Origin of the sequence: Martinezella lusitana, assembly GCF_900094565.1 — a bacterium.
Taxonomy (GTDB): Bacteria; Pseudomonadota; Alphaproteobacteria; order Rhizobiales; family Rhizobiaceae; genus Rhizobium; species Rhizobium lusitanum.
Genome location: NZ_FMAF01000001.1, coordinates 362455 through 386336 on the forward strand (window position 1 = coordinate 362455; position 23882 = coordinate 386336).

The following is a 23882-nucleotide window of genomic DNA, read 5'->3' on the forward strand; positions in this document are numbered from 1 at the left end:
AAAGGATAGCGTGATTTGCGCGATTATGTAGCGATGACACCAGCTTTTTGATCGAATTTGCCTTCATGCTGTCGATCGGGCAGATCGAACACCAGCACATCCTCGCTATACGGCTTCGCCTTCGCAACGACGACGCCGTTGGGATCGACGATCGCTGAGCTGCCATAACTGAGCCAGCCGTCGTCGTTGCTGCCGACGACATCCGACGCCATGACCCAACATCCTGAATGCTTGGCGCATGTCTGCAGGCCTGATATGCCCGGCCTGTGCCACATCTCCGCCTTGTGCGGGCGAAGCATCAGGTTGACAGGATTGCAGATGAGGCCGGCACCCTTTCTGGCAAGCCGGGATGCCGTGTAGGGATATCTGAGGTCGGCACAGATATTGATGCCGAAGCGCCAATCGTCCAGTGCCCAGATAGGAAAATCCGTTCCCGGCGTGCAGCCGCTCTCGAGGGGATGCGCCTTGGCATAGACCCCGATTATATGACCTGCCTTGACGACGATTGCGCTGTTGTAGATCGCCTCCCCTCGCCGCTCGAAAAGCCCGATGACCGCGGTCGTCCTTGCCGATGCGCAGCGACCAATCAAGGTATTCAGGGCGGGATCATCGAGAGAGAGGGCGCGCCGCCTGGCAATCGCCTTGTTGTAACTGTGTCCCTGAAGGTAGCATTCGGGAAAAAGGGCGAGGTCGATGCCTTGTGCTTCCGCCCATGCCACATCGCGCGCCAGCACCTCCGTCGTCCGATCGACGGCGTCGAAGAGTGCCATACGTTGAAAGGCTGCGATCCGCATGTGGCAGAGCTAGCATGCGCCGCGATTCGCCCACAGCGCGAACCGATCGAATTCCAGCCATCGTCCGAGCCGGATCGGTAAACGAAACGATAAGCGCGCGGCCCGACGCCCAGGAGGAAAGCGTCCAAGTCACAGATTCGGCGTCGCATGCGTGCCAAAACGGGACAGATGCGCGTGGCACGATTTCTGCTTGCTGAGTGCTATTTCGGGAGTCCGCAATGATCCAGCGCCGCGCCTTCATCGCCTCTGTGGCGGCTTCTGCCGCCGCCGGCCTGTTTGCGCCCCGCCTTTTTGCTGCGCCGCTTGCCGGGATGAACGGCGCCGAGCTGCGCGGCCCGATCGACGCCATCGCCTACAAGGCGACGCCGGGCACGAGCGACATCAAGAGCGGCAAGCTGCAGGCGATGATCGATAGTGCCGCGCGCAACAACGTGCCTCTCCTCCTGCCGCCAGGCAACTACACCGTCTCGAACCTGACGCTGCCTGATAATACCCGCATAACCGGCGTGCCCGGCGCCACGCGCCTCGTCTATGGCGGCGACGGCCACCTGATGACCGCCGATAAGGCCAGGCGCATCGAGCTTTCCGGCATCGTCTTCGATGGCGGCAATCGCTGGCTTGCCGACTATGCTGGTGGTCTCCTGCAATTCACCGGTGTCGACGAGGTGCTGATCGATAATTGCTTGATTGCCGGCAGCCGCAAGCATGCGCTGCAACTGGAGCGCTGCGGCGGCCGGATCGAGCGCAGCCGCATCTCCGGCGCCGCCGAGGCCGGCATCTATTCCGTCCAATCGGCCGGATTGATGGTCACAGGCAATAGCGTCGAGGATTGCGGCAATGGCGGCATCCTCATTCATCGCTGGGAGAAGGCCGAGGACGGCAGCAGCGTCACCGACAACCGCATTGCCCGCATCGGCGCCAATGGCGGCGGCACCGGCCAGAACGGTAACGGCATCAACGTCTTTCGGGCCGATGATGTTCTGGTTTCCGGCAACCGCATTGCCGATTGCGCCTTCACCGCGATCCGCGCCAATTCGGCATCGAACGTCCAAGTATCGGGCAATCAATGCCTGCGCTCCGGCGAGACGGCGATCTTCTGCGAATTCGAATTCGAAGGCGCCGTCATCAACAACAACCTGATCGACGGCGCGGCAAACGGCATTGCCGTCGCCAATTTCGACAAAGGCGGTCGGCTCGCCACCGTGACGGGCAATATCGTCCGCAACCTGTCGCTAACGGCGCCTTACGCTCAGGAAAGCGGTTTCGGCATCGGGATATCGGCCGAGGCCGACACGCTGATTGCCGATAACGTCATCGAAAACGCGCCGCTTTGGGGCCTGAAACTCGGCTGGGGGCCTTATCTCCGCAACGTCGTCGCCACAGGCAACATTATCCGCCATGCCGGCATCGGCTGCGTCGTATCGGTAGCCGATGGCGCCGGCTCGGCGCTCATCTCAAACAATCTCTTCCAGGAAATGGAGAAAGGCGCGATCAGCGGTTTTCGCTGGGACAAGCCAGCTTCCGGCGACCTGGCGGCCGGAAACAGCGAGTTCCCGCAACTGACCATCGAGCGTAACAGGGTCGTCTAGGCCTCTCGCCAGTTCGGCGGTCGCTTTTCGAAGAAGGCGGCAACGCCCTCCTTTGCCTCCTCGCTCTCCCACGCATCCGCCAATTGCTCGACAACGTGATCGATCATGCCGTCGGTAATCGGCCTGCCGACCGAGCGCGCCAGCGCCTTGGCGCGGGCTGCAGCTTGCGGAGACGCGGCAAGGAAATGCCGAACTTCCGCCTCGACGGCCTCGTCCAGCGCCTCCTCGGGGACGACACGGGAAAGCAGGCCGGCGGCATGCGCTTGCCAGGCATCGATGATCTTGCCCGAGAGGAAGAGCGGACGGGCATTCGCCTCGCCGATGCGGGCCACGACATAGGGGCTTATGGTGGCGGGGATGATGCCGAGGCGGACCTCCGTCAGACCGAAGCGTGCCGTGGACGCGGCAATCACCAAGTCACACACGCTGAGAATGCCGATGCCGCCACCGAAGGCATTACCGTGGACACGCGCGACCAGCGGCTTGGGCAATTCGTTCAATGCCTTGAAAAGCATGGCAAGCCGGCGAGCCTCAACCATGCGCCCGGCGCGCGTTGCGTCGAATTGGGCGCGCATCCAACCGAGATCGCCGCCGGCGCAAAAGCTTGCCCCCTCGCCTGCAAGCACGACGACGCGGACAGTTTTGTCGTGGCCGAGATCATGGATTGCAGCGGTCAAGTCATCGATCATCTCTGCCGACAGGGCATTGTGCTTTTCCGGGCGCGCCAGCGTCAGCTGGGCGACACCACGCTCATCGACAAGGACATGGATCGTTTTCGATATCATGCGGCACTCCTCAGGCTTCGCGCGAAGGCAGCGGCGCGGCCGAGCTTCTCTTCGTCAAGGCCGGTCCGGAAGCCGCGCGAAACCAGATAGTCATGCACGGCCACCGTATCGACATTGCCTTTTGCGCCAGGTGCGAAGGGGCAGCCGCCGAGGCCGCCGGCGGCGGCATCGAACACCCGCAAGCCGCGCTCCAAGGCAACAGCGATATTGTCGAGCGCGCGCCCGGACGTATCGTGAAAATGGCCGGCGAGTGCTGCGACGGGAAGTTCGGCCAGAACCGCCGCGAGCATTCTGTCGACGGCCTCCGACGTGCCCTTGCCGATCGTATCGCCGAGGCTGATTTCATAGCAGCCGAGCGCCCGCAATTGCCAGGCAACATCGGCAACCTTCTCCGGCGATACCGGGCCTTCATAAGGGCATTCGACAACGCAGCTGACATAGCCGCGCAGAGGAAGTCCGTGATCGCGGCTCGCGGCCGCCACCGGCCGGAAGCGCTCGATGCTCTCGGCTATGGAGCAATTGATATTGCGCATGGAGAATGTTTCGGAAGCAGATGCAAAGATCGCCACTTCGTCTGCACCGGCCGCAAGTGCCGCCTCGAAACCCTGCATGTTCGGCGTCAGCGCCGCATAGCGCACACCTGGTCTACGCTCTATCCCGGCCATTACGGTGGCGGCGTCGGCCAGCTGCGGCACCCATTTCGGGCTGACGAAGCTGGTGACCTCGATGCGCTCGAAACCGCAATCGGAGAGCAGGTTCACCAGCTCGATCTTTCTTGCCGTATCGATGGGTTGCTTTTCGTTCTGCAGACCGTCACGCGGGGCCATCTCGACGATCATGACATGGTCGGAGGGCTCTTCAATCATGCCGTATCCTCCGGGCGGAGCAACAAAAGGACGGCGCTCTCACTGGTCTGATCGCCCTCGCCGACATGCAGGCTCTCCACGACGCCGTCGCGCATCGCCGTCAGCGTCAATTCCATTTTCATGGCCTCCATGATGATCAGCGCCTGCCCCTTGGCCACCGCTTCACCCTCGCGGACGCGAACGATCTTGACGAGGCCCGGCATCGGGGCGATCAGTCGATCGCCGCCGGCGGTCGCCTCTTCGCCGCCGTCCAGCGGATCGAGCCGATGGAAATGATGCGTGCGCCCGTCGAGGAACAGCGTCATGCCATGCGATGCCTCGAACATATCGACGCTCGACTGCCGGCCATCGATCTCGACGCGGCGGGCACCATTGCCATCTGCCATGAGGCGGACCGGAATGGTGCGATCATCGAAAGCGACGCTGAAAAGCTGCCCGCCTTTTGCGATCACGCGGCAATTCGCCTGCCCGCTGCCGAAATGCAGCGTCACGGGCCGGCTCATTTCGCCCCAGAGCTGCCAGGCGCCGAGCGCATGCCAGGGATCACTTCCATCGAGCCGGGCAAAGCCGCCTGCCTCGACAATGGCTGCAATAGCGAGCGCCGCATCGTCAGGCTGTTGCGCCGATGTCAGGGCCTCCGCTTCCCGGTCGATCAGCCCCGTATCCGGACGGCCGGCGAAGAAATCCGGCTGGCGGCTGAGGCGAATGAGGAAATCGAGATTGGTGGTGGCTCCCGCCACCTGCGTCTGCTCCAAAGCCCGCGTCAGTCTGGCAAGTGCTGCCTGGCGATCCGGCGCGTGAACCGTCAGCTTGGCGATCAGCGGATCGTAGTGCGGCGTGATGCTATCCCCCTCGCGCACGCCCGCATCGATGCGGACATCGCCATCGGGAAACCTCAGATGCGACAGCGTGCCGGTTGCCGGCAGGAAGCCGCGCGACGGATCCTCTGCGTAGATCCGCGCTTCGAAGGCCCAACCGTTTATCGCAAGTTCGGCCTGCGTCTTCGGCAACGGCTCGCCACCGGCGATCCGCAACTGCCATTCCACCAGATCGACGCCGGCAATCGCCTCGGTGACGGGGTGTTCGACCTGCAGACGGGTATTCATCTCCATGAAGAAGAAGTGATCCGGCGACAGGCCGTTGGAGACATCGGCGATGAACTCGACCGTGCCGGCGCCCCGATAGTCAATGGCCCGTGCCGCCCGTACCGCCGCCTCGCCCATGGCGCTGCGCATCTCCTGCGTCATGCCGGGCGCCGGCGCCTCCTCGATCACCTTCTGGTGCCGGCGCTGCAGCGAGCAATCGCGCTCGAAGAGATGCACGACATTGCCCTGGCTATCGCCGAAAACCTGGATTTCGATGTGGCGAGGCTGGATGAGATATTTTTCGATCAGCACGGCATCATCGCCGAAGGCCGATTTCGCCTCGCGCTTTGCAGCTTCCAGCGCGGCCGGAAAATCGTCAGGCCGATCGACACGGCGCATGCCCTTGCCGCCGCCGCCCGCCCGTGCCTTGATCAACACGGGAAAGCAGATGCTACCAGCCTGCTCGATCAGGAAGCCCGGCTCCTGCCTCTCGCCGTGATAACCGGGCACGACTGGCACGCCGGCCCGCTCCATCAGCGCCTTGGCCGCATCCTTGAGGCCCATGGCGCGGATCGAGCCCGGCGAAGGGCCGATAAAGACCAGTCCGGCCTTCTCGACCGCCTCGGCAAAATCGGCATTTTCCGACAGGAAGCCATAGCCGGGGTGAATGGCTTCCGCGTTGGCCCGCCCGGCGGCCACGATGATCCTCTCCTTCGAAAGATAGCTTTCGCCGGCGGCGGCCGCGCCGATATGGATGGCTTCATCGGCCAGCGCCACATGCATCGCGCCGATATCAGCATCCGAATAGACGGCGACCGTGCGAACGCCCAAGCGTCTTGCCGTCCGGATGATCCGGCAGGCGATTTCTCCGCGATTGGCGATCAGTATCTTCGAAAACATCAGCGGACCCTATTGCGCGGCGATGACCTCGACTTCGAGGAGCCAGGCCGTATCGAAAATACCGGCAATCACCACCGTCATGGCCGGCGTGAGCGAACCCAGATATTCGCTGCGGATCTCGCGGTTCTCCATCGTGTGGTGACGATCGGCAAGAAAGGTCGTCACCTTGACGATATCGGCCTTGCCCATGCCGGCCGCTTTCAACTGGGCATCGATATTAAGCCAGACCTGGCGGGCCTGGGCCTGGAATCCCTCGGGAAGCGCATCATCGGCGGTCGTCGGAATCTGGCCGCTGATGAACAGCAGTTTCTCGAAATTCTCGAGCTTTACCGCCTGGGCATAGCCGCCGCGCGGCTGCGGCGCATTCTTGGCATTGATGGTATCGCGTTTCATCTCAATCTCCTCACATTCTGAACAAGCCAAAGCGTGTGTCTTCGATCGGCGCATTGAGCGCGGCCGAAAGCGATAGAGCCAGTACGTCACGGCTCTTGCGCGGGTCGATGATGCCATCGTCCCAAAGCCGGGCCGAGGCATAGAGCGGGTGGCTCTGGATCTCGAACATCTTGAGCGTCGGCGCCTTGAAGGCGGCCTCTTCCTCCTTCGTCCAGGGCTTGCCGGCACGGGCCAGCGCCTCGCCGCGCACCGTTGCAAGCACACCGGCCGCCTGCTCGCCGCCCATCACTGAGATGCGGCTGTTGGGCCAGGTCCAGAGGAAGCGCGGCGAATAGGCGCGGCCGGCCATGCCATAATTGCCGGCGCCGAAAGAGCCGCCGATCAGCATGGTGATCTTCGGCACTTTCGTCGTCGCTACCGCCGTCACCAGCTTGGCGCCGTTCTTGGCGATGCCCTCCGTCTCGTACTTTCTGCCGACCATGAAGCCGGTGATGTTCTGCAGGAAGACCAGTGGGATCTTGCGCTGCGAGCAAAGCTCGACGAAATGGGCGCCCTTCAGCGCCGATTCCGAAAACAGCACGCCATTGTTGGCGATAATGCCGACGGGAATGCCGTGGACATGGGCAAAGCCGCAGACCAGCGTCGCACCATAGCGGGCCTTGAACTCATCGAAGCGCGAACCGTCGACGATGCGGGCGATCACCTCGCGCACGTCATAGGGCGTGCGCGGATCGGAGGGGACGATGCCGAGGATTTCTTCCGGATCGTAAAGCGGCGGCTCGGGCGCGCACAGTTCGACCGTCATGGGCTTGCGGCGATTGAGATTGGCGACCGCCTGCCGCGCCAGGGCAAGCGCATGCGCGTCGTCGCGCGCCAGATGGTCGGCAACGCCGGAAAGACGCGTGTGGACATCACCGCCGCCGAGATCTTCGGCCGAAACCACTTCGCCGGTCGCCGCCTTCACCAGCGGCGGCCCGGCAAGAAAGATCGTCCCCTGCCCCTCCACGATGATGGTCTCGTCGGACATGGCGGGCACATAGGCGCCGCCTGCCGTGCAGGAGCCCATGACGACAGCAATCTGCGGAATGCCGGCCGCCGACATATTGGCCTGATTGTAAAAGATGCGGCCGAAATGATCGCGGTCCGGAAAGACCTCATCCTGGTTCGGCAGATTGGCCCCTCCGGAATCGACCAGATAGAGGCAGGGCAGATTGTTTTCCGCCGCGATCTCCTGCGCCCGCAGATGCTTCTTCACGGTGATCGGATAGTAGGTGCCGCCTTTGACCGTGGCGTCGTTGCAGACGATCATGCAATCGCGGCCGGAAACACGACCGATGCCGGCAATGAGCCCGGCGCCCGGCGCGTCGCCGCCATAGAGGCCATGGGCTGCCGTCGTGCCGATCTCCAGAAACGGTGTTGCGGGATCGATCAGTCCCATCACCCGGTCGCGCGGCAGCATCTTGCCGCGGCTGACATGACGCTCTCGCGCCTGCGCACCGCCGCCTTCCGCCGCCTGCAGGGCTGCAGCGTCCGCCACGCCGATCGCCTCCAGCATGGCGACGCGATTGTCCCTGAAGCGATCCGTATGCGTCGATATCTCTGATTTCAGGACGGTCATGCGGCTTCACCGTTAATGGGAATGGAATTGCGCAATCAGGCAGTTTCAGCGAACAGTTCGCGGCCGATCAGCATGCGCCGGATTTCGGAGGTGCCGGCGCCGATCTCGTAAAGCTTGGCGTCGCGCAGCAGCCGGCCGGCGGGATAGTCGTTGGTATAGCCGTTGCCGCCGAGCGCCTGGATGCATTCGAGCGCAAGAGCCGTCGCCTTTTCGGCGGAGTAGAGTATGCAGCCGGCGGCATCCTTGCGGGTCGTCTCGCCCCGGTCGCAGGCGGCGGCGACCGCATAGACATAGGCGCGCGCGGCATTCATCGTCACATACATGTCGGCAAGCTTGCCCTGCATGAGCTGGAACTCGCCGATCGACTGGCCGAACTGCTTGCGCTCATGCAGATAGGGCAGCACGACATCCATGCACGCGGCCATGATGCCGACGGGACCGCCTGATAGTACGACGCGCTCGTAATCAAGACCCGACATCAGCACGTGGACGCCGCCATCGATCTGGCCGAGCACATTTTCCTCCGGCACTTCGCAATCCAGAAAGATCAGCTCCGACGTATTCGAACCGCGCATGCCGAGCTTGTCGAGCTTCTGGCCGACAGAAAAGCCAGCGAACCCTTTTTCGACGAGAAAAGCGGTGATCCCGCGCGGTCCGGCATCCGGCGATGTCTTGGCGTAGACGACGAGAACATCGGCGTCCGGGCCGTTGGTGATCCACATCTTGCTGCCGTTCAGTAGATAACGGTGCCCGCGCTTTTCGGCTTGCAGCTTCATCGACACCACGTCCGATCCCGAGTCCGGTTCCGACATGGCAAGCGCGCCGATATGTTCGCCGGAAACCAGCTTCGGCAGGTAGCGCTCCTTCTGCGCCGTCGTGCCGTTGCGGTGGATCTGATTGACGCAGAGATTGGAATGGGCGCCATAGCTCAGGCCGACGGAAGCGGAGGCGCGGCTGATCTCCTCCATCGCGACGGTATGGGCGAGGTAGCCGAGGCCGGCGCCGCCATAGGCGTCGTCGACGGTGATGCCGAGCAGGCCAAGCTCGCCCATCTCCCGCCACAGATGCGTCGGGAAACTGTTGTTGCGATCGATCTCGTCGGCAAACGGTGCGATGCGGCGGTCGGCAAAGCGGCGCACCTGATCACGCAGCGCATCGATCTCCTCGCCAAGTGCGAAGTTCAATCCCCCTTCAAACATCCGGCTTCTCCTCCCGTGCTTCCCAAACGCATCTGTCGATAGGCTTGTTTCATATCCGCCCGGAAGCCGTCAGGCTGCATCGGCCGGAACACGTTGCTTCTCCCGCGGCGCCTCATAGGCCTTCAGCTTGTCGACTATTTTGGCCATGATCTTCCGGGCAGCCTCCTCCTTGACCGGGCCGAAGCCTCTTATCTCATCGAACAATGAGAGGATGGCAAGGGCTTCCGCCTCGTTGTCGCGATTGAGGCCCGCAAGCACGCGCCCGGCGATGCCTTCATATTCGGCGATCAGCCGGCGCTCCAGCCGGCGCTCCGCCATGTAGCCAAAGGGATCGAGGGCCGTGCCGCGCAGCCGCTTCATCGGCGCGAGCATGCGAAGAAGCGGCAGAATCCAGGCGCCGAATTCGCGCTTCTTCGGCCGGCCGTTCGGATCCTTGCCGCCGAGGATGGGCGGGGCGAGATTGAGGGCCAGCTTGAAATCGCCCTCCATCTCGTCGCGCAGATGTGCTTCGAAGGCGGGATCGGTCAGAAGCCGCGCCACTTCGTATTCGTCCTTGTAGGCCAAGATCCGGGCATAGGTGACGGCAACGGCAAAAGGCACTTTGTCCGAAAGGCGCTCCCTTGCGGCCAGGGCGTTGGCGCGGGCGACGAAGGCGGCGTAGCGGTCGGCAAGCGCGGTGTCCTGATAGGCTGTCAGATGCGCCTTGCGATGCCTGATAAGGTCTTCGAGGCTCATTTCCGCCAGCGTCTTGCCGACATTCGGCTCGGCCATCATGTCGTGTACCGATTGCGGATCATGGGCGAGAAGCCTGCCCCAATGGAAGGCCGCGAGGTTGGCCTTGACGGCGACGCCGTTGAGCTCGATCGCCTTTTCGATCGCTTCGAGCGACAACGGCAACAAGCCGCGCTGCCAGGCAAAGCCCGTCAGCATGATATTGGTCGACATGGCATCGCCGGTGACCTCGGTGGCGACATGGCCGAAATCGAGGAAGACGGACTTATCGCTCACAGTCTTGGCAATCGCATGCTGCACCGAGCCGACCTTGAAATCGAAATCGCGGTTGCGGACGAAATCGGCGACCGGCATCAGGCCCGTATTGACGATGGCCGTGGTGCGCGTCAACGAGCAGAGCGTGATCGCATCCTTGGATGCGCCCACTACCTCATCTGCTGACAACAGTAGGTCGGCGCCGCCATTGACGATGCGCGACGAGGTGACGTCGGCCTGATTGAGGCCGATGCGCAGATGGCTCATGACGGCGCCGCCTTTTTGCGCGAGGCCGGCCATGTCGAGGATCATCGGCACTTTGCCGTCGAGATGGGTGGCCATGCCGAGAATGGCGCCGATGGTTAGAATACCGGTACCGCCGACGCCGGCAATGGCGATGTTCCAGGGCCGTTCGCCGACGATGGGGATCTCCGGCAAGGGCATTTCGACATCGACGTGTTCCAGAGCCTTCCGCTTGCGGCGCTTGCCGCCATGGACCGTCACGAAGGAAGGGCAGAAGCCTTTGACGCAGGAGAAATCCTTGTTGCAGCTCGACTGGTTGATCTGGCGCTTGCGGCCGAATTCGGTCTCCAGCGGCTCGACGGAAATGCAGTTGGATTGCACCGAGCAATCGCCGCAGCCTTCGCAAACCGCCGGATTGATGAAGACGCGCTTGGCTGGGTCTTCCATCAGGCCACGGCTCCTGCGGCGGCGCTTCTCTGCCGCACATATCTGCACATAGACGATCGCCGAGCAGCCCTGCGTCTCGCGCAGCGTCAGCATTACCTGATCGATATGGTCGCGGTGCAATACCTTGACGCCAGGCGCAAGCTCGGAGGCCCGATAGACGCCGGGATTGTCGGAGAGCAGGTAGATCGGCGTGACGCCCTCGTCGTGCAGCTGCTTCGTCACCAGCTCCGGCGTCAGATAGCCGTCTATCTGCTGCCCGCCGGTCATCGCGACGGCATCGTTGTAGAGCAGCTTGTAGGTAACGTTGACCTTGGCGGAAACGGACTGACGGATGGCGAGAATGCCGGAGTGGAAATAGGTGCCGTCGCCGAGATTGACGAACATGTGCTTTTCGTCGGTGTAGCGGGCAATCGCCGTCCAGGGCACACCCTCGCCGCCCATCTGGGTGAAGGTCTCGGTGTTGCGGTCCATCCAGGTGACCATGTAGTGGCAGCCGATGCCGGCGATGGCGCGGCTGCCCTCGGGGACGCGGGTGGAGGTGTTGTGCGGACAGCCGGAGCAGAAGAAAGGCGTGCGGTTCACCGGTGCGACATGGCTGCGGCTGATCTGCCCGCGCTCGGCAAGGTAGGCGAGTTTAGCAGCGATACGGTCGTGCAGCGAAGGGTCGAGATCGAGCTTGACGATGCGCCCGGCGATGGCTCTGGCGACAGCGCCGACGGTCAGTGCCGCCGAGAGGCTGAGATAGGGTTTGTCGTGTTCGTCGAATTTGCCGACGATGCGCGGGCGGACATCGGCGCGCCAGTTGAAGAGCTGCTGCTTGATCTGGTTTTCGATGATCTCGCGCCGCTCCTCGACAACGAGCACCTCGTCCAGCCCTTCGGAAAAATGCCGCACGGCCTCCGGCTCCAGCGGCCAGGGCATGCGGACCTTGAGGATGCGCAGGCCGATCGCGGCCATTTCCCTCGGGCCGATCTCCAGCTCGCGCAGCGCCTGCAGCACATCCTCATAGGCCTTGCCTGAGGAGATGATGCCGAAGCGGGCATTGGGCACGTCATGGGTGATTTCGTCGACGCGATTGGCGCGGGCAAAGGCGATGGCGGCATAGGCCTTGTAGGTCTGCAGACGATCGTCCTGCACCAGAGGCGGATCGGGCCAGCGAAGATTGAGGCCGCCGGGCGGCAGCTCGAAATCGGTCGGCAGCACGAATTGCCGCTTTTCGCTCGAGAGATCGACGGCGGCCGTCGTCTCGACGGTGTCGGCAATGAACTTCATGCCGACCCAGCAGCCGGAATAGCGTGACATGGCGATGCCGAGCAGGCCGTATTCGAGAAATTCGTGAATGGAGGAGGGATAGAGGACCGGAATGACAGCCGACATGAAATCATGGTCGGTCTGGTGCGGAATCGTCGAGGATTTGGCCGAGTGGTCGTCGCCGGCGAAACACAGGACGCCGCCGTGCTTCGATGTCCCGGCGGCGTTGGCATGTTTCAGCACGTCGCCGGAGCGGTCGACGCCCGGGCCTTTGCCATACCAGATGCCGAGCACGCCGTCCTTGCGCGCGCCGGGCGACAGCCCGACCTGCTGCGTGCCCCAGACGGCGGTGGCCGCAAGATCTTCGTTGATGCCGGGCTGGAAGGTGACGTCGTGGGCGTCCAGGTAAGTCTTGGCTTTCAGGAGTTGCTGGTCGTAGCCGCCGAGGGGCGAGCCGCGATAGCCTGAAATGAAGGCTGCCGTATTGAGACCGGCGGCGTGGTCACGCCGCATCTGGGTCATGGGCAGTCGAACCAGCGTCTGCAGGCCGGTCATGAAAACGCGGCCTTCCTCTGCGGTATATTTGTCGTCTAGCGATACGCTGGTTGCAAGCATCTGCTCTCCTCCCGAGATCGCAGTCACCAATTGCGCGTATTTCACCGAATGCCTCCAACCGCACCCGACGAAACCACAACCCTAATGTAACATGCACGGGCGCTAATTTCCGAACGAAGGCTGGGCATCGGCAGCATGATTTGCAAAGATTTCGGGCGGCTTGCGGATATTTTCGTGCTTGCCCCCCAGCGCCCGCCATCCGCCTCGCCCTTCGAGGCTCCAGCACCCGGGCTAACCGCCACTGTTGATCTCAGAGCTCTCTCCAACCCTCATGGTGAGAGGTGCCTTGCCGGCGAAGCGGCAGGGCCTCGAACCGCGAGGGTTAGTCAGGCGACCCACCGCTCATCAAAAGCTTTGATCTCAGATATCAGCGCAAGCCTCTTCCGTTTGACAGGACGCACGCATAACGTCCTGCCGACTCAAAAATCGGAGAACGACATGCTGACGATCTATGGCGTTTATCGCTCGCGCGCATCGCGCAACTACTGGATGGCTAGGGAAATCGGCATCGCGTTCAACTCCGTGCCGGTCATCCAGGCTGGGCGCGTCGCCAATCCCCTTGCCGTCGATGCCCCGATCAACACGATGTCGCCGGAGTTTCTGGCCATCAATCCGATGGGCATGATCCCCTGCATCAAGGACGGTGATCTCGTCATGCATGAATCGCTCGCCATCAACCTTTACCTTGCCCGCAAATATGGCGGCCCGCTCGCCGGCAAGACTGTCGAGGAGGAAGGCATGATGTCTATGTGGACCATGTGGGCGGCGACCGAAGTCGAGCCCTACAGCGTCGCGATCGTCCGCATCTACGACAATGCCCAGGAGAACAGCGAGCCCGGAAAGGCCGGGATCGCAGTTGCCTGCCGCTCGCTGAAGAAGCCGTTGGATGTGCTGGAAAAGCACCTGCAAAACCAGGACTACCTCGTCGGCAACCGCTTTACCGCCGCCGATCTCAACCTGGCGGAAGTGCTGCGCTATGCGCAGACGGAGCAGGAACTCTTCGACGCTCGACCGAAGGTAAAAGCCTGGATCGAACGCTGCCAGTCACGCGACGGCTACAAGGCCATGCAGGCAACCCGCGGCAAGGAGCCGGTCTGAATCCCCGCTATTGGAAGAGGCGCATGCTTTCTTCCATCTCCTCGCGGATCCAGGCCTTGAAGGCGGTGACCTTCTGCGCCTCGCGCACGCCTTCGGCGGTGATGAAGTAATGGCCGAAACCGGTTCTGGCGCGGATGCCGAAGGGGTCGACGAGGCACTTCTGCTCCAGCGCATAGGCTGCCAGCGTCTGCCAGGCGAGCATCGTGCCCTGCCCCGCCATGGCAGCATCCAGGCAGAGTGATGCGTCGTTGAAGATATGCCGCTCCTCCATGCAACGGCCGGAGAGGCCAGCCTCGCGAAGCCAGACGTCCCATTTGAACATCGCGTGTCCGTCGACGACGGCAGGCACTTTCAATAGGTCGGCGGGCTCGCGAAGCGTCGCTGCGATCTGCGGCGTGACGACCGGAAAGATCTCCTGCGCCAGCAACAGCTCGGACTTGACGCCCGACCAATGCCCGCTACCGACCCGGATGCCGATATCGACATCCGAGGTTGCAGGGTTGACCAGCTGCGTGGTGGCATCGATGCGCAAGCGGATATCCGGATGGCGGCCTGCGAAGCGATCAAGCCGGTACACCAACCAACGAGCAGCAAAAACCGGCGCAACTGAAATTGTGAGGATATTGTCGTCCCTGTGCTGCGCAAGGGCGACTGCAGCCGACAGCGCCTGAAAGCCCTCCCGAAGCCGCGCCAGTATCGAAGCTCCCGTCTCCGTGACCGTCATGCCCTTGGGCGTGCGCTCGAACAGCGGCCGGCCCAGCTGAGCCTCGGACTTGATGACCTGTTGGCTGACGGCGCCGATCGTCACGCCGAGCTCATCAGCGGCGGCTTGCAAGGAGCCAAGCCGGCCGACCGCCTCGACGGCGCGAAGACCATTCAGATGAACGCTGTTGAGATTCTTCATATAGATTATCTATATCAGCATCTCGTCATTCTCAATTGCATAAAGCGGTCATAGCCGCGATTATTGCAGCATGGAATTGAAAACTGCCGCCGCCCGACTGGCCGATGCCCTCATGGTTGCATCGATGCGGAGATCCAAGGAGGCATGCCATGTCTATATTGAAGCTTTTCTTCAGTCATTTGCTGGAAGAGGCTCGCGAAGAAGAACGCGATCCCCTGCAACATCCTACACTCGCGGCCATGTCGCTTGAGGAGTTGGCCGACTTGCCGCTGATGCCGGAAAATCTGGGGCGGCCGATGGACAAGCGCGCCGTTCGGCCGGAAGAATGCGCGTAAGAGAGACCCTATATCCCCGGCACGAGCATGGCCTCACCTTTCGACATCGATAGCATCGCTGCCCGCCTGCAGCTGCTCATCACGCAGGCGCAACTGCCGGGCGTCGAACCTGGTGCGCATTATGGCCTGCCCGCCTTCAAAGTCGGCGGCAAAGCATTCGTTACGGTCAAGAACAACGAGACCGTCGTGCTGGCTATCCCCATCGACCGCAAGGAGCAATTGATGGAGATGGCGCCGGAGATTTATTTTCAGACCGATCACTATGTCGGCTGGCCATCCCTGCCCCTGCGCATTACCGCGATCGGCAACGAGGAACTGCAGCAGCGCTTGATCGAGGCGTGGCAGTACCGCGCGCCGAAGAAGCTTCTGGCGGCATTCCGCCAGATGTGATCAGCCCTTCTCGACGGCAAGCGCTCTCTGAACGGCCGGGCGCTCGAGCATGCGAGCATAATGAGCGCTGACCTTCGCGAAACCGTCGCGATCAACGCCGTCGCCGGGCAACCAGGTTTCCATGGTGAAGAGATAGCCGTCTGCGACGGTATATTGCTCGCCCATCACCCAAGGCCCCTTCAGCATCTTGTCTTCGATCAATGCGAAGCTTTCGGCCATGGTCTGCGGCACTTTTGCCTTCATCGTCTCGATTGCCGCCGCATCGTCGGTCCAGCGATAGCCGCGTCCCTTGTGCGAATGGTTCACATGGACGGTCGAGACAATATAGCTGTTGAAGGCCTGCATCTCAGCAAATTCAAAGGGATCGTCGAACGGTGCCAGTTTTGCTGCCGGCGCGATCTGAGCGATATAGGTCATGATCGCAATATTTTCGGTGATGACGCCTCTGTCGGTCACCAGTGCCGGCACCCGTCCCTTGGGGTTGATGGCGAGATATTCCGGCTGGCGCTGATCGCCGTTGGCAAGGATGAGACGCCGGGGCTCATAGGCAAGACCCGCCTCTTCCAGGGCGATCAAACTGGCGAGCGCGCAGCTGCCCGGTGCAAAATAGAGTGTGAGCATGTTCCATTCCTTGGTTGGATTCCAGCGGAAAGCTAAAGGCAACCTGGCAAATACGGAAGTGGCTGGCGTTGATAGCCGCTACAAAAGGTTTTGATCGATCAAGCCGGCATGCCCATCCGCATGACATCGGATCACGAGGATGGGCGGCTAGCGATCAGGCGCAGCCGGGCACGTCTTCCAGCTTGTACCAGACGGGAATGCCGCGCTCGCGGGCGATGCGGACATCATTGTCGGCGCCCTTGGACTCGCCCGGCAATCTCAGAACACCCTCGCAAAGCTGAAGCAGGCGACCGGCGGTCGGATGGAAGATCTCCTCATAGAGGTCGTCGCCGACGCTCCTGCCGCCGGCGGCATGCCAAACCGGCAAGGCCACCCATTCGCCGATAACAGGCAGATGCCCGGCCTTGAACAGGGCATAGGACGGCGCCTCCAGGCGCTTGAGATTTTCAGCCATTTTAACGGGGTTATCCCCGGTGCCGGAACGATAGGGGCCGGCGATCAGGATCAACATGTCACATCTCCTTTTCCTCCTGCTTACTGCAGGAATTTGCACGAATATGCGCATATTTTCTTGATTGTCGACTCTATTCTGGTAGATTCATGAAAATTCATGAATTATCGTGCGGAAATAAACATGCTCACCGGCCAAAGAAAAGCTCTCATTCTCGATATTCTGCGCCGTGACGGCCAAGTCATCGCCAAGGCGCTGGCCGATGATCTCGGCCTCTCCGAGGACACGATCCGCAGGGACCTGCGGGAAATGGCTGGGGAAAAACTGCTGAAGCGGGTGCATGGCGGTGCACTGCCGCTCTCGCCCGATCTGCCGGACTTTTCGGCCCGGCAAAGCGTCTCCTCGGATGAGAAGCGGCGGCTCGGCGCCCATGCGGCTGGCATGGTTCGGCCTGGCCAGACCGTATTCCTCGATGGCGGCACCACCAACGCCGAGATTGTCCGTCACCTTCCGAAAGATCTGCCCGTCACCATCGTCACCCACAGCCCGACGATTGCCGGCGAGCTGGAACATCATTCCGCCGCCGACGTCATTCTGATCGGCGGCAAGCTCTACAAGCATTCGATGGTGGCAACGGGCGCCGTGGCCATGGCGGCAATCGCTTCGATAAGGGCGGATACGTTCTTTCTCGGCGTCACCGCCATCCATCCCGCTCGCGGATTCTCGACCGGTGACTTCGAGGAGGCCGCCATCAAGCGGCACATCGCGCAATGTTCGGCGGAAACCTATGTGCTGGCAACGCGCGAGAAGCTGAATGCCGCCTCTCCCTGCCAAATCCTGCCGATGACGAGCGTCTCCGGCTTGATCGTATCGTCCGATGTCCCTGAGGAAAGCCTGGCTCCCTATCGCGATGCGGAGGTGTCCCTCTTGACGGCCTGATGAAAGTGCCACCATTCAACAGCCGGAAAAAATGCGGCATTGGAAATTGCTTCGCAATGATCATGATCCGGCCGAAGATTGATCCTATGCCGGCCTGATACCAGTGCATTTCAAGAGCATCCCAAAGAGGTTACGATCGCATATGAATGAGCGCCGGATTCATCAGCTCTTCGAAATCAGCGTCCTGTTGAAGGGCGCGCATGCATTGATCGAATGCATCGGCGGCATCGTCCTTGGGCTTGTCAGCACCGAGTCGATCCTCCGGCTGGCGAACAGGGTCTCACAGCCCGAACTGCTCAACGATCCGAAAGACTTCGTTGCGACGCATCTGCTTGCCTGGGCGCAGGGTTTCTCCGTCGGCACCAAGAACTTCTATGCCTATTACCTATTGAGCCACGGGTTGGTGAAGATACTGCTCGTCATCGGTTTGCTCAGAGGCAAGATGTGGGCCTACCCGGCATCATTGGTGGCTTTGGCGCTTTTCATCGCCTACCAACTCTACCGCTTCACCGAGACGCACGGCATCGGGCTCATCATCCTCACCGTCTTCGATTTGGTGGTGATGATCCTGATCTGGCAGGAATACAGGATCGTACGGCAGCACGTGCCGGCCGAATAGAACGACAATTGAGCGGAATCAGCTGGGGAATACTACGCCATCAAAGCCGCCGCCGGCCTGATATCCCCGACATGGATGCCGTTCCAATTCCTGAACGGTCTGTTGGCCATGGCCATAAGGCCGGCGTGAACTTCGCCATCTTTTTCGAAGAAACGGGAGAGCGCCGTCGTCACCATAACTTCGGCGGCGCGACCATTGCCGTCGTCGCATTTGACTGAGATGGCGATGCCCTGTTCGGGGATTGCAGCGCAAAAGACGCCTTCGGCGCCGGTCTTGGCAAAGATGCGGCCGGGGGCGATCTGCATCAGCTTCGTGCAGGCGCGGTCGGTGCCGGCAACGTAAAAAGGCTCGGCCATGCAGGCCTCGAACAGCCGGCGTGACGCCTTGGCGCGCAGCGGCTCCAGGCCGACGCCGGTTGCCATCTTGGCAAAGCCGTGCGCCAGCCCCTTGAGCGGTACGGCATAGGTCGGGATCGAGCAGCCGTCCGTGCCGCAATTGTCATGTTCGAGAACCGCCCCGGTGAGGCTTTGCATCGTCTCGCGGATCTGCTGCTGCAGCGGATGGTCGTAGCCGACATAACCTGTCGGATCGATACCCTGATGGCAGCAGGCGCAGACGAAGCCCGCATGCTTGCCCGAGCAATTGTTGTGCAGCGCCGTCGGCTTGTCGATGGTGCGCGCCTGATGGATGACGGTCTTCAGATCGGAAGACCAATGCGCGCCACATTCGAGCGTGCCGACATCACGACCGGCGCGGGCGAGCATGGATGCGGCGAGCGCGACATGCTCATCCTCGCCATTGTGGGAGGAACAGGCAAGCGCCAGCTCCCTGTTGCCGAAACCGTATGCATCGGCGGCACCGCTTTCGACCAGCGGCAAAGCCTGCATCGCCTTGCAGGCCGAGCGGGGAAACACGCCCCGTTCGATATCGCCGACCGAAAAGACCAGCTTCCCCTCTCCGTCGACCGCAACGACGGAGCCGCGATGGCGGCTCTCCACCAGGGCACCACGGGTGACTTCGACGCAGACGGGATTGGACATGACGGAATGCAGCCTCTGATTTGCCGGGATGGCCAGTGATAGCCGCTGCACCCCGGATTGCCAATCTCCGATGACATCGACGGCTCTCAAAAAGACCCCAGCCGAGACTGCTCCGAACCCTTGGCTGCGGCGAGAGGTTCCGCCGCCGTCAAATCCAATTTCCAAGTTATAACTTGTTTTAATTTCGCAGTGATGTAATTTTCCAAATTATAACTTGGAAAATAATTACCTACTAGGGAAACGCCGAGGATCTTCCGATGTCGAGCATCGAAAACACCATGCCGCCCAAACCCGCCTCCCTCTTCACGCTATTCTCGCCAAGGCTCTTGCCTGCGACGCTGATGCTCGGCGGTGGCGTTACGCTCTATGCCGTGGAAGCCTATATCATGGCCACGGTTGCACCTTCGATCGTTCGGGATATCGGCGGCCTGGAGCTGTTTTCCTGGATGACGACGCTTTTCGTCGCCGCTGGCGTACTCGGTTCAATCACCGTCGCAACGAGGCCGAAAGGCATGGGTCTGCGTGCTGTCTATATCGCGGCCGCCATCCTATTCGGCGCCGGCAGCCTGATTTGCGCCGCCGCGCCGGCAATGCCGGCGCTGTTGGTCGGTCGCGCCGCGCAGGGCTATGGCGCCGGCATGCTGTCCGGTCTCGCCTATGCCTTCATTCGCTTCGTCTATCCCGAGCCTCTGTGGCGGAAAGCGTCCACGCTCTATGCTGCCATCTGGGGCGTAGCGACAGTGCTCGGACCGACGCTGGGCGGCTTCTTTGCCGCCGGAGGCGCCTGGCGCGAGGCCTTCATCGTCCTGGTGCCGCTGACCCTGGTCATGGCAGTTTCAGCACGGTGGCTGCTGCCTGACGTCGCCGACGACCGGGCGGGCGGCAAAACGCCGCTTATCCAAATCGTGCTTCTGCTGACCGCCGTCCTGCTGGTCAGCATCGCCGGCACGAGCGGGCATGGATCCTATAAGATCGTGTTGATCGCCGTTTCGATCCTGCTCGTCACGGCGATGGTCATGATTGAGCGCAACAGCGACACACGGCTGCTTCCTTTTGGCACCGCCATGATCACCGACCCGATCTCACGGCTCTATCTGACGATGTTCACGCTCATGCTGGTGCTGACGAGCGATATCTACATCCCCTATTTCCTGCAGACGCTGCATGGCGTGACGCCCCTGGTCTCGGGCTATCTCGTTGCGCTGGTAGCGCTCGGCTGGACGATCGGGGCTTTCTTCAGCGCCTCGTTTTCGGGCAGGCGGGCGGCCGTCGCCATCGTAACCGGCTGCATCCTTGAAACGGCCGCCACCGCATCCTTGATCCCATTCATGGCGACCACCGCTTCCTTTGGCGATCTTGTCCAGCTCGCGCCCGCCGTCGCCGCCATGTTCCTGATGGGCTTCGGCGTCGGCATCGGCTGGGCACATCTCGTCACCAGGATCATCAGTATCGCCAGCCGGGTCGAGCAGGACAAGGCATCGGCAGCGATCTCGATGGTTCAGTCGCTCGGCGGCGCATTCGGTGCGGCGCTCGCCGGCGTCATCGTCAACGGCGCGGGACTGACCCATCCGGGCGGTATTGCCGGAAGCCTGTCAGCGGCGACCTGGCTCTACGCACTGATGGCACTGCCCGGCCTGATCGCCATCGCCTTGTCCGTGACGATCAAGCCAGCTTCAGCATGATCTTGCCGATATGGTCACTGGTCTCCAGCAACCGGTGCGCCTCGATCACATCGTCAAAGGCATATACCCGATGAATGACGGGGGCGATCGTGCCCTCGTCCAGCAGCGGCCAGACCTGGGAGACAAGGTCGTCGCGGATGGCCCGCTTTTCCTCCGCCGTGCGCGGGCGCATGGTCGACCCGGTCACCGTCAGGCGCTTGACCATGATCGGCTGCAGATTGACCTTGTCAGCCACGGCGCCGCCGAGGAAGGCGATGATCGAGAGGCAGCCATCGCGGGCGAGCGAGGCCAGATTCTTCTCCAGATAGGCAGCGCCGATCATATCGAGGATGATATCGACGCCATGGGTCGTTTCCGCCTTGATGACCTCCGCAAAATCCTCTTGCCTGTAATTGATGGCCCGCTTCGCGCCGAGCTTTTCGCACGCCTCGCACTTTTCTTTCGATCCGGCCGTCGTGTAAACAGTTGCGCCGAAAGCGCGGGCAAGCTGGATCGCCGTCGTGCCGATGCCGCTGGAGCCGCCATGGATCAGCACGCTTTCGCCTTCGGTCAGGCCGGCCATCTGGAAGAGATTGGCCCATACGGTGAAGAAGGTTTCGGGGACCGCCGCGGCGCGCACTGCATCATAGCCATTGGGAAATCGCAGGGCCTGACCGGCCGGCAGCACGCAATATTCGGCGTAGCCGCCGCCGTTGGCAAGGCCGCAGACCTTGTTGCCAATGGCGAATTCCTTGACGCCGGGGGCGACGTCGACGACCTCGCCGGCTATTTCGAGGCCGAGTATCGGGCTGGCATCCTTGGGCGGCGGATACGTGCCCTGCCGCTGCGCCACATCCGGCCGGTTGACGCCGGTGGCCTCGACACGAACCAGGATCTCGCCTGCTTTCAGAACCGGCAGAGGCTTCCGGGCGATGGTCATGACCTCCGGTCCGCCGAAAGACGGCAAATCCACGAAACGCATTTCAGACGGCAAGGGCATGGCGCATTTTCCTCTCCAGTAAAGCAGTGGAGATAGTTTAGCGCAGGGCGCTTGAAAAGGCGCGAATGCGGGAGGGCGTCAATTCGTCTCGGCCAGACTGAGGAATGCGACGCCGGCGGCGCTCTCCTTTGCCTTCGTCTTGATGCCTGCGATGGAGGTACTGACGCGGTTGATATTGTCGATCACCAAACCTTCTGGCAGTTGCAGGATGCCGATGGAGCAGCGCATCAGCGGGAACTCGGCCTCGACGCCGCTACGGTCATGACCGCGAATGCGGCCGGCCGCCCGGTCCTCCGCCGAATAGAGATCGAGAACATCAGCATGAAAATCGGCAAGCAGCCGGTCCAGGATTTCGCGAAGCTCCTCCATGCTCCAGCCGGCGACGCCGATGAAGAAATCGTCGCCGCCGACATGGCCGAGGAAATTGCGCTCGGCAAAGAAGTAGCGGCGCATCAGCGCGGCGAACAGCGAGATGGCATGATCGCCCAGATGGAAGCCGTAGGCATCGTTGAACGGCTTGAAATTGTCGAAGTCGCAATAGCAGAAGTGCCTGACCTCATCGCCGTCGCGACCGGCACCCTGCATGAAATCATGGATCGCCCGGTTACCCGGCAGGCCGGTCAGCGGATTCTGATCCTGGGCGATCTTGAGCTGCTTTTCGTTGATGACCTTGATCAGCGACGCGGCCGAAACAATACCGGCATAATGCGTGCCCTCGGTGACGATCAGGCAATCGCTGCTTTCCATATTGGCGAAGATCGCCATCAGCGTATCGGCATCGGAATCGAGGCCGACGATCGGCGCCATCTCGACGAAATGCGAGATCGAGCGCTCGTAGACCTTGTTCTTCAGGAGATCGCGCCCGAAGGGCTGATAGATGTATTCCTTGAGCTGGTATTCATGGATGATGCCCCGCGGCTCGTCATTGGCGTTCACGACCGGGAAATAGGCCCGGCGCGGATTGCGGCGGAAGAGCTCGAAGACGCTGTCCATGCTGTCGCCCTCACGAATGGTCGGCAGCACTTCGATCTGCTTGCGGATGAGAATTTCGTCCAGGGACTGGCTGTTGCGCATCGTTTTGCCAAGGTCCTGGAGATGCGGGTAGCTCTGTTTCAGTTCATTGACCAAAACCGTCGGGCGAGCAATGAACCAACCCTGGACGAGATCCACCCCGAATTCGCGGCAGGTCAGGAACTCCGCCTCGGTTTCAATGCCTTCGGCGATGACCCGGGTGCCGAGGACATGGGCGATATTGACGAGGTTTCTGAGAATGTGGCGCTTGCGGGCGCTGCGATCGATATTGACGATGAGATGCCGGTCGATCTTCAGGTAATCGACGGGGTAATCGGACAAAAGCTTCATTTCGCCGTGGCCGACGCCGAAATCGTCGATAGCCAGCTTGAAGCCCGCATTGCGCATCCGTGCAACCAGATCACGGAACTCGGGCACGCTCGTATTGTCGAAGCGCTCGGAAAACTCGAAGCAGACGGAGGAAGGGGCGACACCCGCCTTTCTCATGTGCTGCAGCAAGCCATCGACCAGTGCGACGCCCTGCGGGATCAACCGGACATCGAGATTGAGGAAAAGAGTGGCGGCAACGGCATTGGGCAGGGTGGCGAATTTCGCCAGTGCGCGGCTTGTGACCATCTGCTCCAGCCCGAAAAGCTGGCCGGTGCGCTCGGCTTCGTCGAGTATATCGACCGGGCTGTCGAAACCGATACGCTCCTGTCCGCGCATCAGGGATTCATAGCCGAAAACAGTGCCGGTGCCGGCCTCCACGATCGGCTGGAACGCATTTTCGATAACGAGTATGGCGAGAGTGACAATCTGGTCGCTGGCATACCGGCGCAATAGGCCCGGCTCGACTGCGGCAGTCAGGGACATGCCCATCTCCACTTGCGGATTCTTGATCTAATTATTTGAGTAAAACTTTGGATTTACCGCGTTTTCAACCCAAGATGCGCCAGAAGACGTCAACGAAACCTTTCCCCTGTGTGAAAGTTTCGTGAATGGTAAAGGTATATTAACCATCCATTCAGCGGCCACGAGCAA

The 23882-nt window shown here is 61.6% G+C and carries 21 protein-coding genes; 7 read left to right on the plus strand and 14 right to left on the minus strand.

What is annotated here, in order from left to right; genetic code table 11:
• Positions 1-23 precede the first annotated feature (23 nt).
• On the minus strand, positions 24-770 hold the full coding sequence (locus GA0061101_RS01710; RefSeq protein ID WP_245297422.1) for a carbon-nitrogen hydrolase family protein: 747 nt from the start codon (positions 768-770) through the stop codon (positions 24-26).
• Positions 771-1012: 242 nt separating this feature from the next.
• Between GA0061101_RS01710 and GA0061101_RS01715 the strand changes: the two genes are divergently transcribed.
• A complete protein-coding gene (locus GA0061101_RS01715; protein ID WP_092572896.1) occupies positions 1013-2383 on the plus strand; it encodes a TIGR03808 family TAT-translocated repetitive protein in 1371 nt (456 codons plus the stop codon).
• On the opposite strand, the gene GA0061101_RS01720 is transcribed toward GA0061101_RS01715, so the two are convergent.
• The 7 genes from GA0061101_RS01720 to GA0061101_RS01750 form a co-directional block, all read right to left on the minus strand.
• Positions 2380-3168 carry a crotonase/enoyl-CoA hydratase family protein gene (locus GA0061101_RS01720; RefSeq protein ID WP_037193611.1) on the minus strand — a complete coding sequence of 263 codons (789 nt, stop codon included), beginning with the start codon at positions 3166-3168 and terminating at the stop codon, positions 2380-2382. The two genes, GA0061101_RS01715 and GA0061101_RS01720, sit on opposite strands and share 4 nt — an antisense overlap.
• Positions 3165-4034, minus strand: coding sequence for a hydroxymethylglutaryl-CoA lyase (locus GA0061101_RS01725; RefSeq protein ID WP_092572897.1), 870 nt, complete (start codon positions 4032-4034; stop codon positions 3165-3167). Before GA0061101_RS01725 ends, GA0061101_RS01720 begins: the two co-directional genes overlap by 4 nt.
• The gene (locus GA0061101_RS01730; protein WP_092572898.1) at positions 4031-6019 is read right to left on the minus strand and encodes an acetyl/propionyl/methylcrotonyl-CoA carboxylase subunit alpha; all 1989 of its coding nucleotides are present in this window, start codon (positions 6017-6019) and stop codon (positions 4031-4033) included. Before GA0061101_RS01730 ends, GA0061101_RS01725 begins: the two co-directional genes overlap by 4 nt.
• 9 nt (positions 6020-6028) lie before the next feature.
• Positions 6029-6412 (minus strand): RidA family protein, encoded by a 384-nt coding sequence (locus GA0061101_RS01735; RefSeq protein ID WP_047559598.1) that lies wholly within the window; start codon positions 6410-6412, stop codon positions 6029-6031.
• A 10-nt stretch (positions 6413-6422) separates the two neighbouring features.
• A complete protein-coding gene (locus tag GA0061101_RS01740; RefSeq protein WP_047559595.1) occupies positions 6423-8030 on the minus strand; it encodes a carboxyl transferase domain-containing protein in 1608 nt (535 codons plus the stop codon).
• Between the two features lie 35 nt (positions 8031-8065).
• Positions 8066-9229: an isovaleryl-CoA dehydrogenase gene (locus GA0061101_RS01745; protein WP_092572899.1), complete on the minus strand. Its 1164-nt coding sequence runs from the start codon at positions 9227-9229 to the stop codon at positions 8066-8068.
• A 69-nt stretch (positions 9230-9298) separates the two neighbouring features.
• Positions 9299-12817 (minus strand): indolepyruvate ferredoxin oxidoreductase family protein, encoded by a 3519-nt coding sequence (locus GA0061101_RS01750; protein ID WP_280951373.1) that lies wholly within the window; start codon positions 12815-12817, stop codon positions 9299-9301.
• A gap of 393 nt (positions 12818-13210) precedes the next feature.
• On the opposite strand from GA0061101_RS01750, the gene GA0061101_RS01755 reads away from it, so the two are divergent.
• Positions 13211-13870 carry a glutathione S-transferase family protein gene (locus tag GA0061101_RS01755; RefSeq protein ID WP_037193596.1) on the plus strand — a complete coding sequence of 220 codons (660 nt, stop codon included), beginning with the start codon at positions 13211-13213 and terminating at the stop codon, positions 13868-13870.
• Positions 13871-13877: 7 nt separating this feature from the next.
• Here GA0061101_RS01755 and GA0061101_RS01760 read toward each other — a convergent pair whose 3' ends face one another.
• Positions 13878-14774 carry a LysR substrate-binding domain-containing protein gene (locus GA0061101_RS01760; protein WP_092572901.1) on the minus strand — a complete coding sequence of 299 codons (897 nt, stop codon included), beginning with the start codon at positions 14772-14774 and terminating at the stop codon, positions 13878-13880.
• Positions 14775-14923: 149 nt separating this feature from the next.
• Here GA0061101_RS01760 and GA0061101_RS01765 point away from each other — a divergent pair, with 149 nt between their 5' ends.
• Together GA0061101_RS01765 and GA0061101_RS01770 are read left to right on the plus strand one after the other, a co-directional pair.
• The gene (locus tag GA0061101_RS01765; protein ID WP_037193591.1) at positions 14924-15109 is read left to right on the plus strand and encodes a hypothetical protein; all 186 of its coding nucleotides are present in this window, start codon (positions 14924-14926) and stop codon (positions 15107-15109) included.
• 27 nt (positions 15110-15136) lie between these two features.
• Positions 15137-15499 (plus strand): MmcQ/YjbR family DNA-binding protein, encoded by a 363-nt coding sequence (locus GA0061101_RS01770; RefSeq protein WP_037193589.1) that lies wholly within the window; start codon positions 15137-15139, stop codon positions 15497-15499.
• On the opposite strand, the gene GA0061101_RS01775 is transcribed toward GA0061101_RS01770, so the two are convergent.
• Together GA0061101_RS01775 and GA0061101_RS01780 are read right to left on the minus strand one after the other, a co-directional pair.
• A complete protein-coding gene (locus GA0061101_RS01775) occupies positions 15500-16120 on the minus strand; it encodes a glutathione S-transferase family protein (protein WP_037193587.1) in 621 nt (206 codons plus the stop codon). It lies immediately after the preceding gene.
• 154 nt (positions 16121-16274) lie between these two features.
• Complete coding sequence (locus GA0061101_RS01780; protein WP_037193584.1) at positions 16275-16631, minus strand: NUDIX hydrolase; 357 nt, start codon at positions 16629-16631, stop codon at positions 16275-16277.
• Between the two features lie 123 nt (positions 16632-16754).
• Here GA0061101_RS01780 and GA0061101_RS01785 point away from each other — a divergent pair, with 123 nt between their 5' ends.
• Both GA0061101_RS01785 and GA0061101_RS01790 read left to right on the plus strand, forming a co-directional pair.
• Complete coding sequence (locus tag GA0061101_RS01785; RefSeq protein WP_037194360.1) at positions 16755-17510, plus strand: DeoR/GlpR family DNA-binding transcription regulator; 756 nt, start codon at positions 16755-16757, stop codon at positions 17508-17510.
• 142 nt (positions 17511-17652) lie between these two features.
• Complete coding sequence (locus GA0061101_RS01790; RefSeq protein WP_051963340.1) at positions 17653-18129, plus strand: DUF2127 domain-containing protein; 477 nt, start codon at positions 17653-17655, stop codon at positions 18127-18129.
• 32 nt (positions 18130-18161) lie between these two features.
• Here the strand turns inward: GA0061101_RS01790 and GA0061101_RS01795 are convergent, their stop codons facing one another.
• A complete protein-coding gene (locus GA0061101_RS01795; RefSeq protein WP_037194355.1) occupies positions 18162-19169 on the minus strand; it encodes an asparaginase in 1008 nt (335 codons plus the stop codon).
• A gap of 257 nt (positions 19170-19426) precedes the next feature.
• On the opposite strand from GA0061101_RS01795, the gene GA0061101_RS01800 reads away from it, so the two are divergent.
• On the plus strand, positions 19427-20851 hold the full coding sequence (locus GA0061101_RS01800; RefSeq protein ID WP_092572902.1) for an MFS transporter: 1425 nt from the start codon (positions 19427-19429) through the stop codon (positions 20849-20851).
• On the opposite strand, the gene GA0061101_RS01805 is transcribed toward GA0061101_RS01800, so the two are convergent.
• Together GA0061101_RS01805 and GA0061101_RS01810 are read right to left on the minus strand one after the other, a co-directional pair.
• Complete coding sequence (locus GA0061101_RS01805) at positions 20832-21830, minus strand: NAD(P)H-quinone oxidoreductase (protein ID WP_037193578.1); 999 nt, start codon at positions 21828-21830, stop codon at positions 20832-20834. The genes GA0061101_RS01800 and GA0061101_RS01805 overlap by 20 nt on opposite strands.
• 78 nt (positions 21831-21908) lie before the next feature.
• Positions 21909-23714: a GGDEF domain-containing protein gene (locus tag GA0061101_RS01810; RefSeq protein WP_092572903.1), complete on the minus strand. Its 1806-nt coding sequence runs from the start codon at positions 23712-23714 to the stop codon at positions 21909-21911.
• Positions 23715-23882 lie beyond the last annotated feature (168 nt).

Excerpts from the sequence above, each read along its gene's own strand:
- GA0061101_RS01710 (WP_245297422.1), bottom strand. The coding sequence starts at position 770 with ATGGCACTCTTCGACGCCGTCGATCGGACGACGGAGGTGCTGGCGCGC.
- GA0061101_RS01715 (WP_092572896.1), top strand. The coding sequence starts at position 1,013 with ATGATCCAGCGCCGCGCCTTCATCGCCTCTGTGGCGGCTTCTGCCGCC.
- GA0061101_RS01720 (WP_037193611.1), bottom strand. The coding sequence starts at position 3,168 with ATGATATCGAAAACGATCCATGTCCTTGTCGATGAGCGTGGTGTCGCC.
- GA0061101_RS01725 (WP_092572897.1), bottom strand. The coding sequence starts at position 4,034 with ATGATTGAAGAGCCCTCCGACCATGTCATGATCGTCGAGATGGCCCCG.
- GA0061101_RS01730 (WP_092572898.1), bottom strand. The coding sequence starts at position 6,019 with ATGTTTTCGAAGATACTGATCGCCAATCGCGGAGAAATCGCCTGCCGG.
- GA0061101_RS01735 (WP_047559598.1), bottom strand. The coding sequence starts at position 6,412 with ATGAAACGCGATACCATCAATGCCAAGAATGCGCCGCAGCCGCGCGGC.
- GA0061101_RS01740 (WP_047559595.1), bottom strand. The coding sequence starts at position 8,030 with ATGACCGTCCTGAAATCAGAGATATCGACGCATACGGATCGCTTCAGG.
- GA0061101_RS01745 (WP_092572899.1), bottom strand. The coding sequence starts at position 9,229 with ATGTTTGAAGGGGGATTGAACTTCGCACTTGGCGAGGAGATCGATGCG.
- GA0061101_RS01755 (WP_037193596.1), top strand. The coding sequence starts at position 13,211 with ATGCTGACGATCTATGGCGTTTATCGCTCGCGCGCATCGCGCAACTAC.
- GA0061101_RS01760 (WP_092572901.1), bottom strand. The coding sequence starts at position 14,774 with ATGAAGAATCTCAACAGCGTTCATCTGAATGGTCTTCGCGCCGTCGAG.
- GA0061101_RS01765 (WP_037193591.1), top strand. The coding sequence starts at position 14,924 with ATGTCTATATTGAAGCTTTTCTTCAGTCATTTGCTGGAAGAGGCTCGC.
- GA0061101_RS01770 (WP_037193589.1), top strand. The coding sequence starts at position 15,137 with ATGGCCTCACCTTTCGACATCGATAGCATCGCTGCCCGCCTGCAGCTG.
- GA0061101_RS01775 (WP_037193587.1), bottom strand. The coding sequence starts at position 16,120 with ATGCTCACACTCTATTTTGCACCGGGCAGCTGCGCGCTCGCCAGTTTG.
- GA0061101_RS01780 (WP_037193584.1), bottom strand. The coding sequence starts at position 16,631 with ATGTTGATCCTGATCGCCGGCCCCTATCGTTCCGGCACCGGGGATAAC.
- GA0061101_RS01785 (WP_037194360.1), top strand. The coding sequence starts at position 16,755 with ATGCTCACCGGCCAAAGAAAAGCTCTCATTCTCGATATTCTGCGCCGT.
- GA0061101_RS01790 (WP_051963340.1), top strand. The coding sequence starts at position 17,653 with ATGAATGAGCGCCGGATTCATCAGCTCTTCGAAATCAGCGTCCTGTTG.
- GA0061101_RS01795 (WP_037194355.1), bottom strand. The coding sequence starts at position 19,169 with ATGTCCAATCCCGTCTGCGTCGAAGTCACCCGTGGTGCCCTGGTGGAG.
- GA0061101_RS01800 (WP_092572902.1), top strand. The coding sequence starts at position 19,427 with ATGTCGAGCATCGAAAACACCATGCCGCCCAAACCCGCCTCCCTCTTC.
- GA0061101_RS01805 (WP_037193578.1), bottom strand. The coding sequence starts at position 21,830 with ATGCCCTTGCCGTCTGAAATGCGTTTCGTGGATTTGCCGTCTTTCGGC.
- GA0061101_RS01810 (WP_092572903.1), bottom strand. The coding sequence starts at position 23,714 with ATGTCCCTGACTGCCGCAGTCGAGCCGGGCCTATTGCGCCGGTATGCC.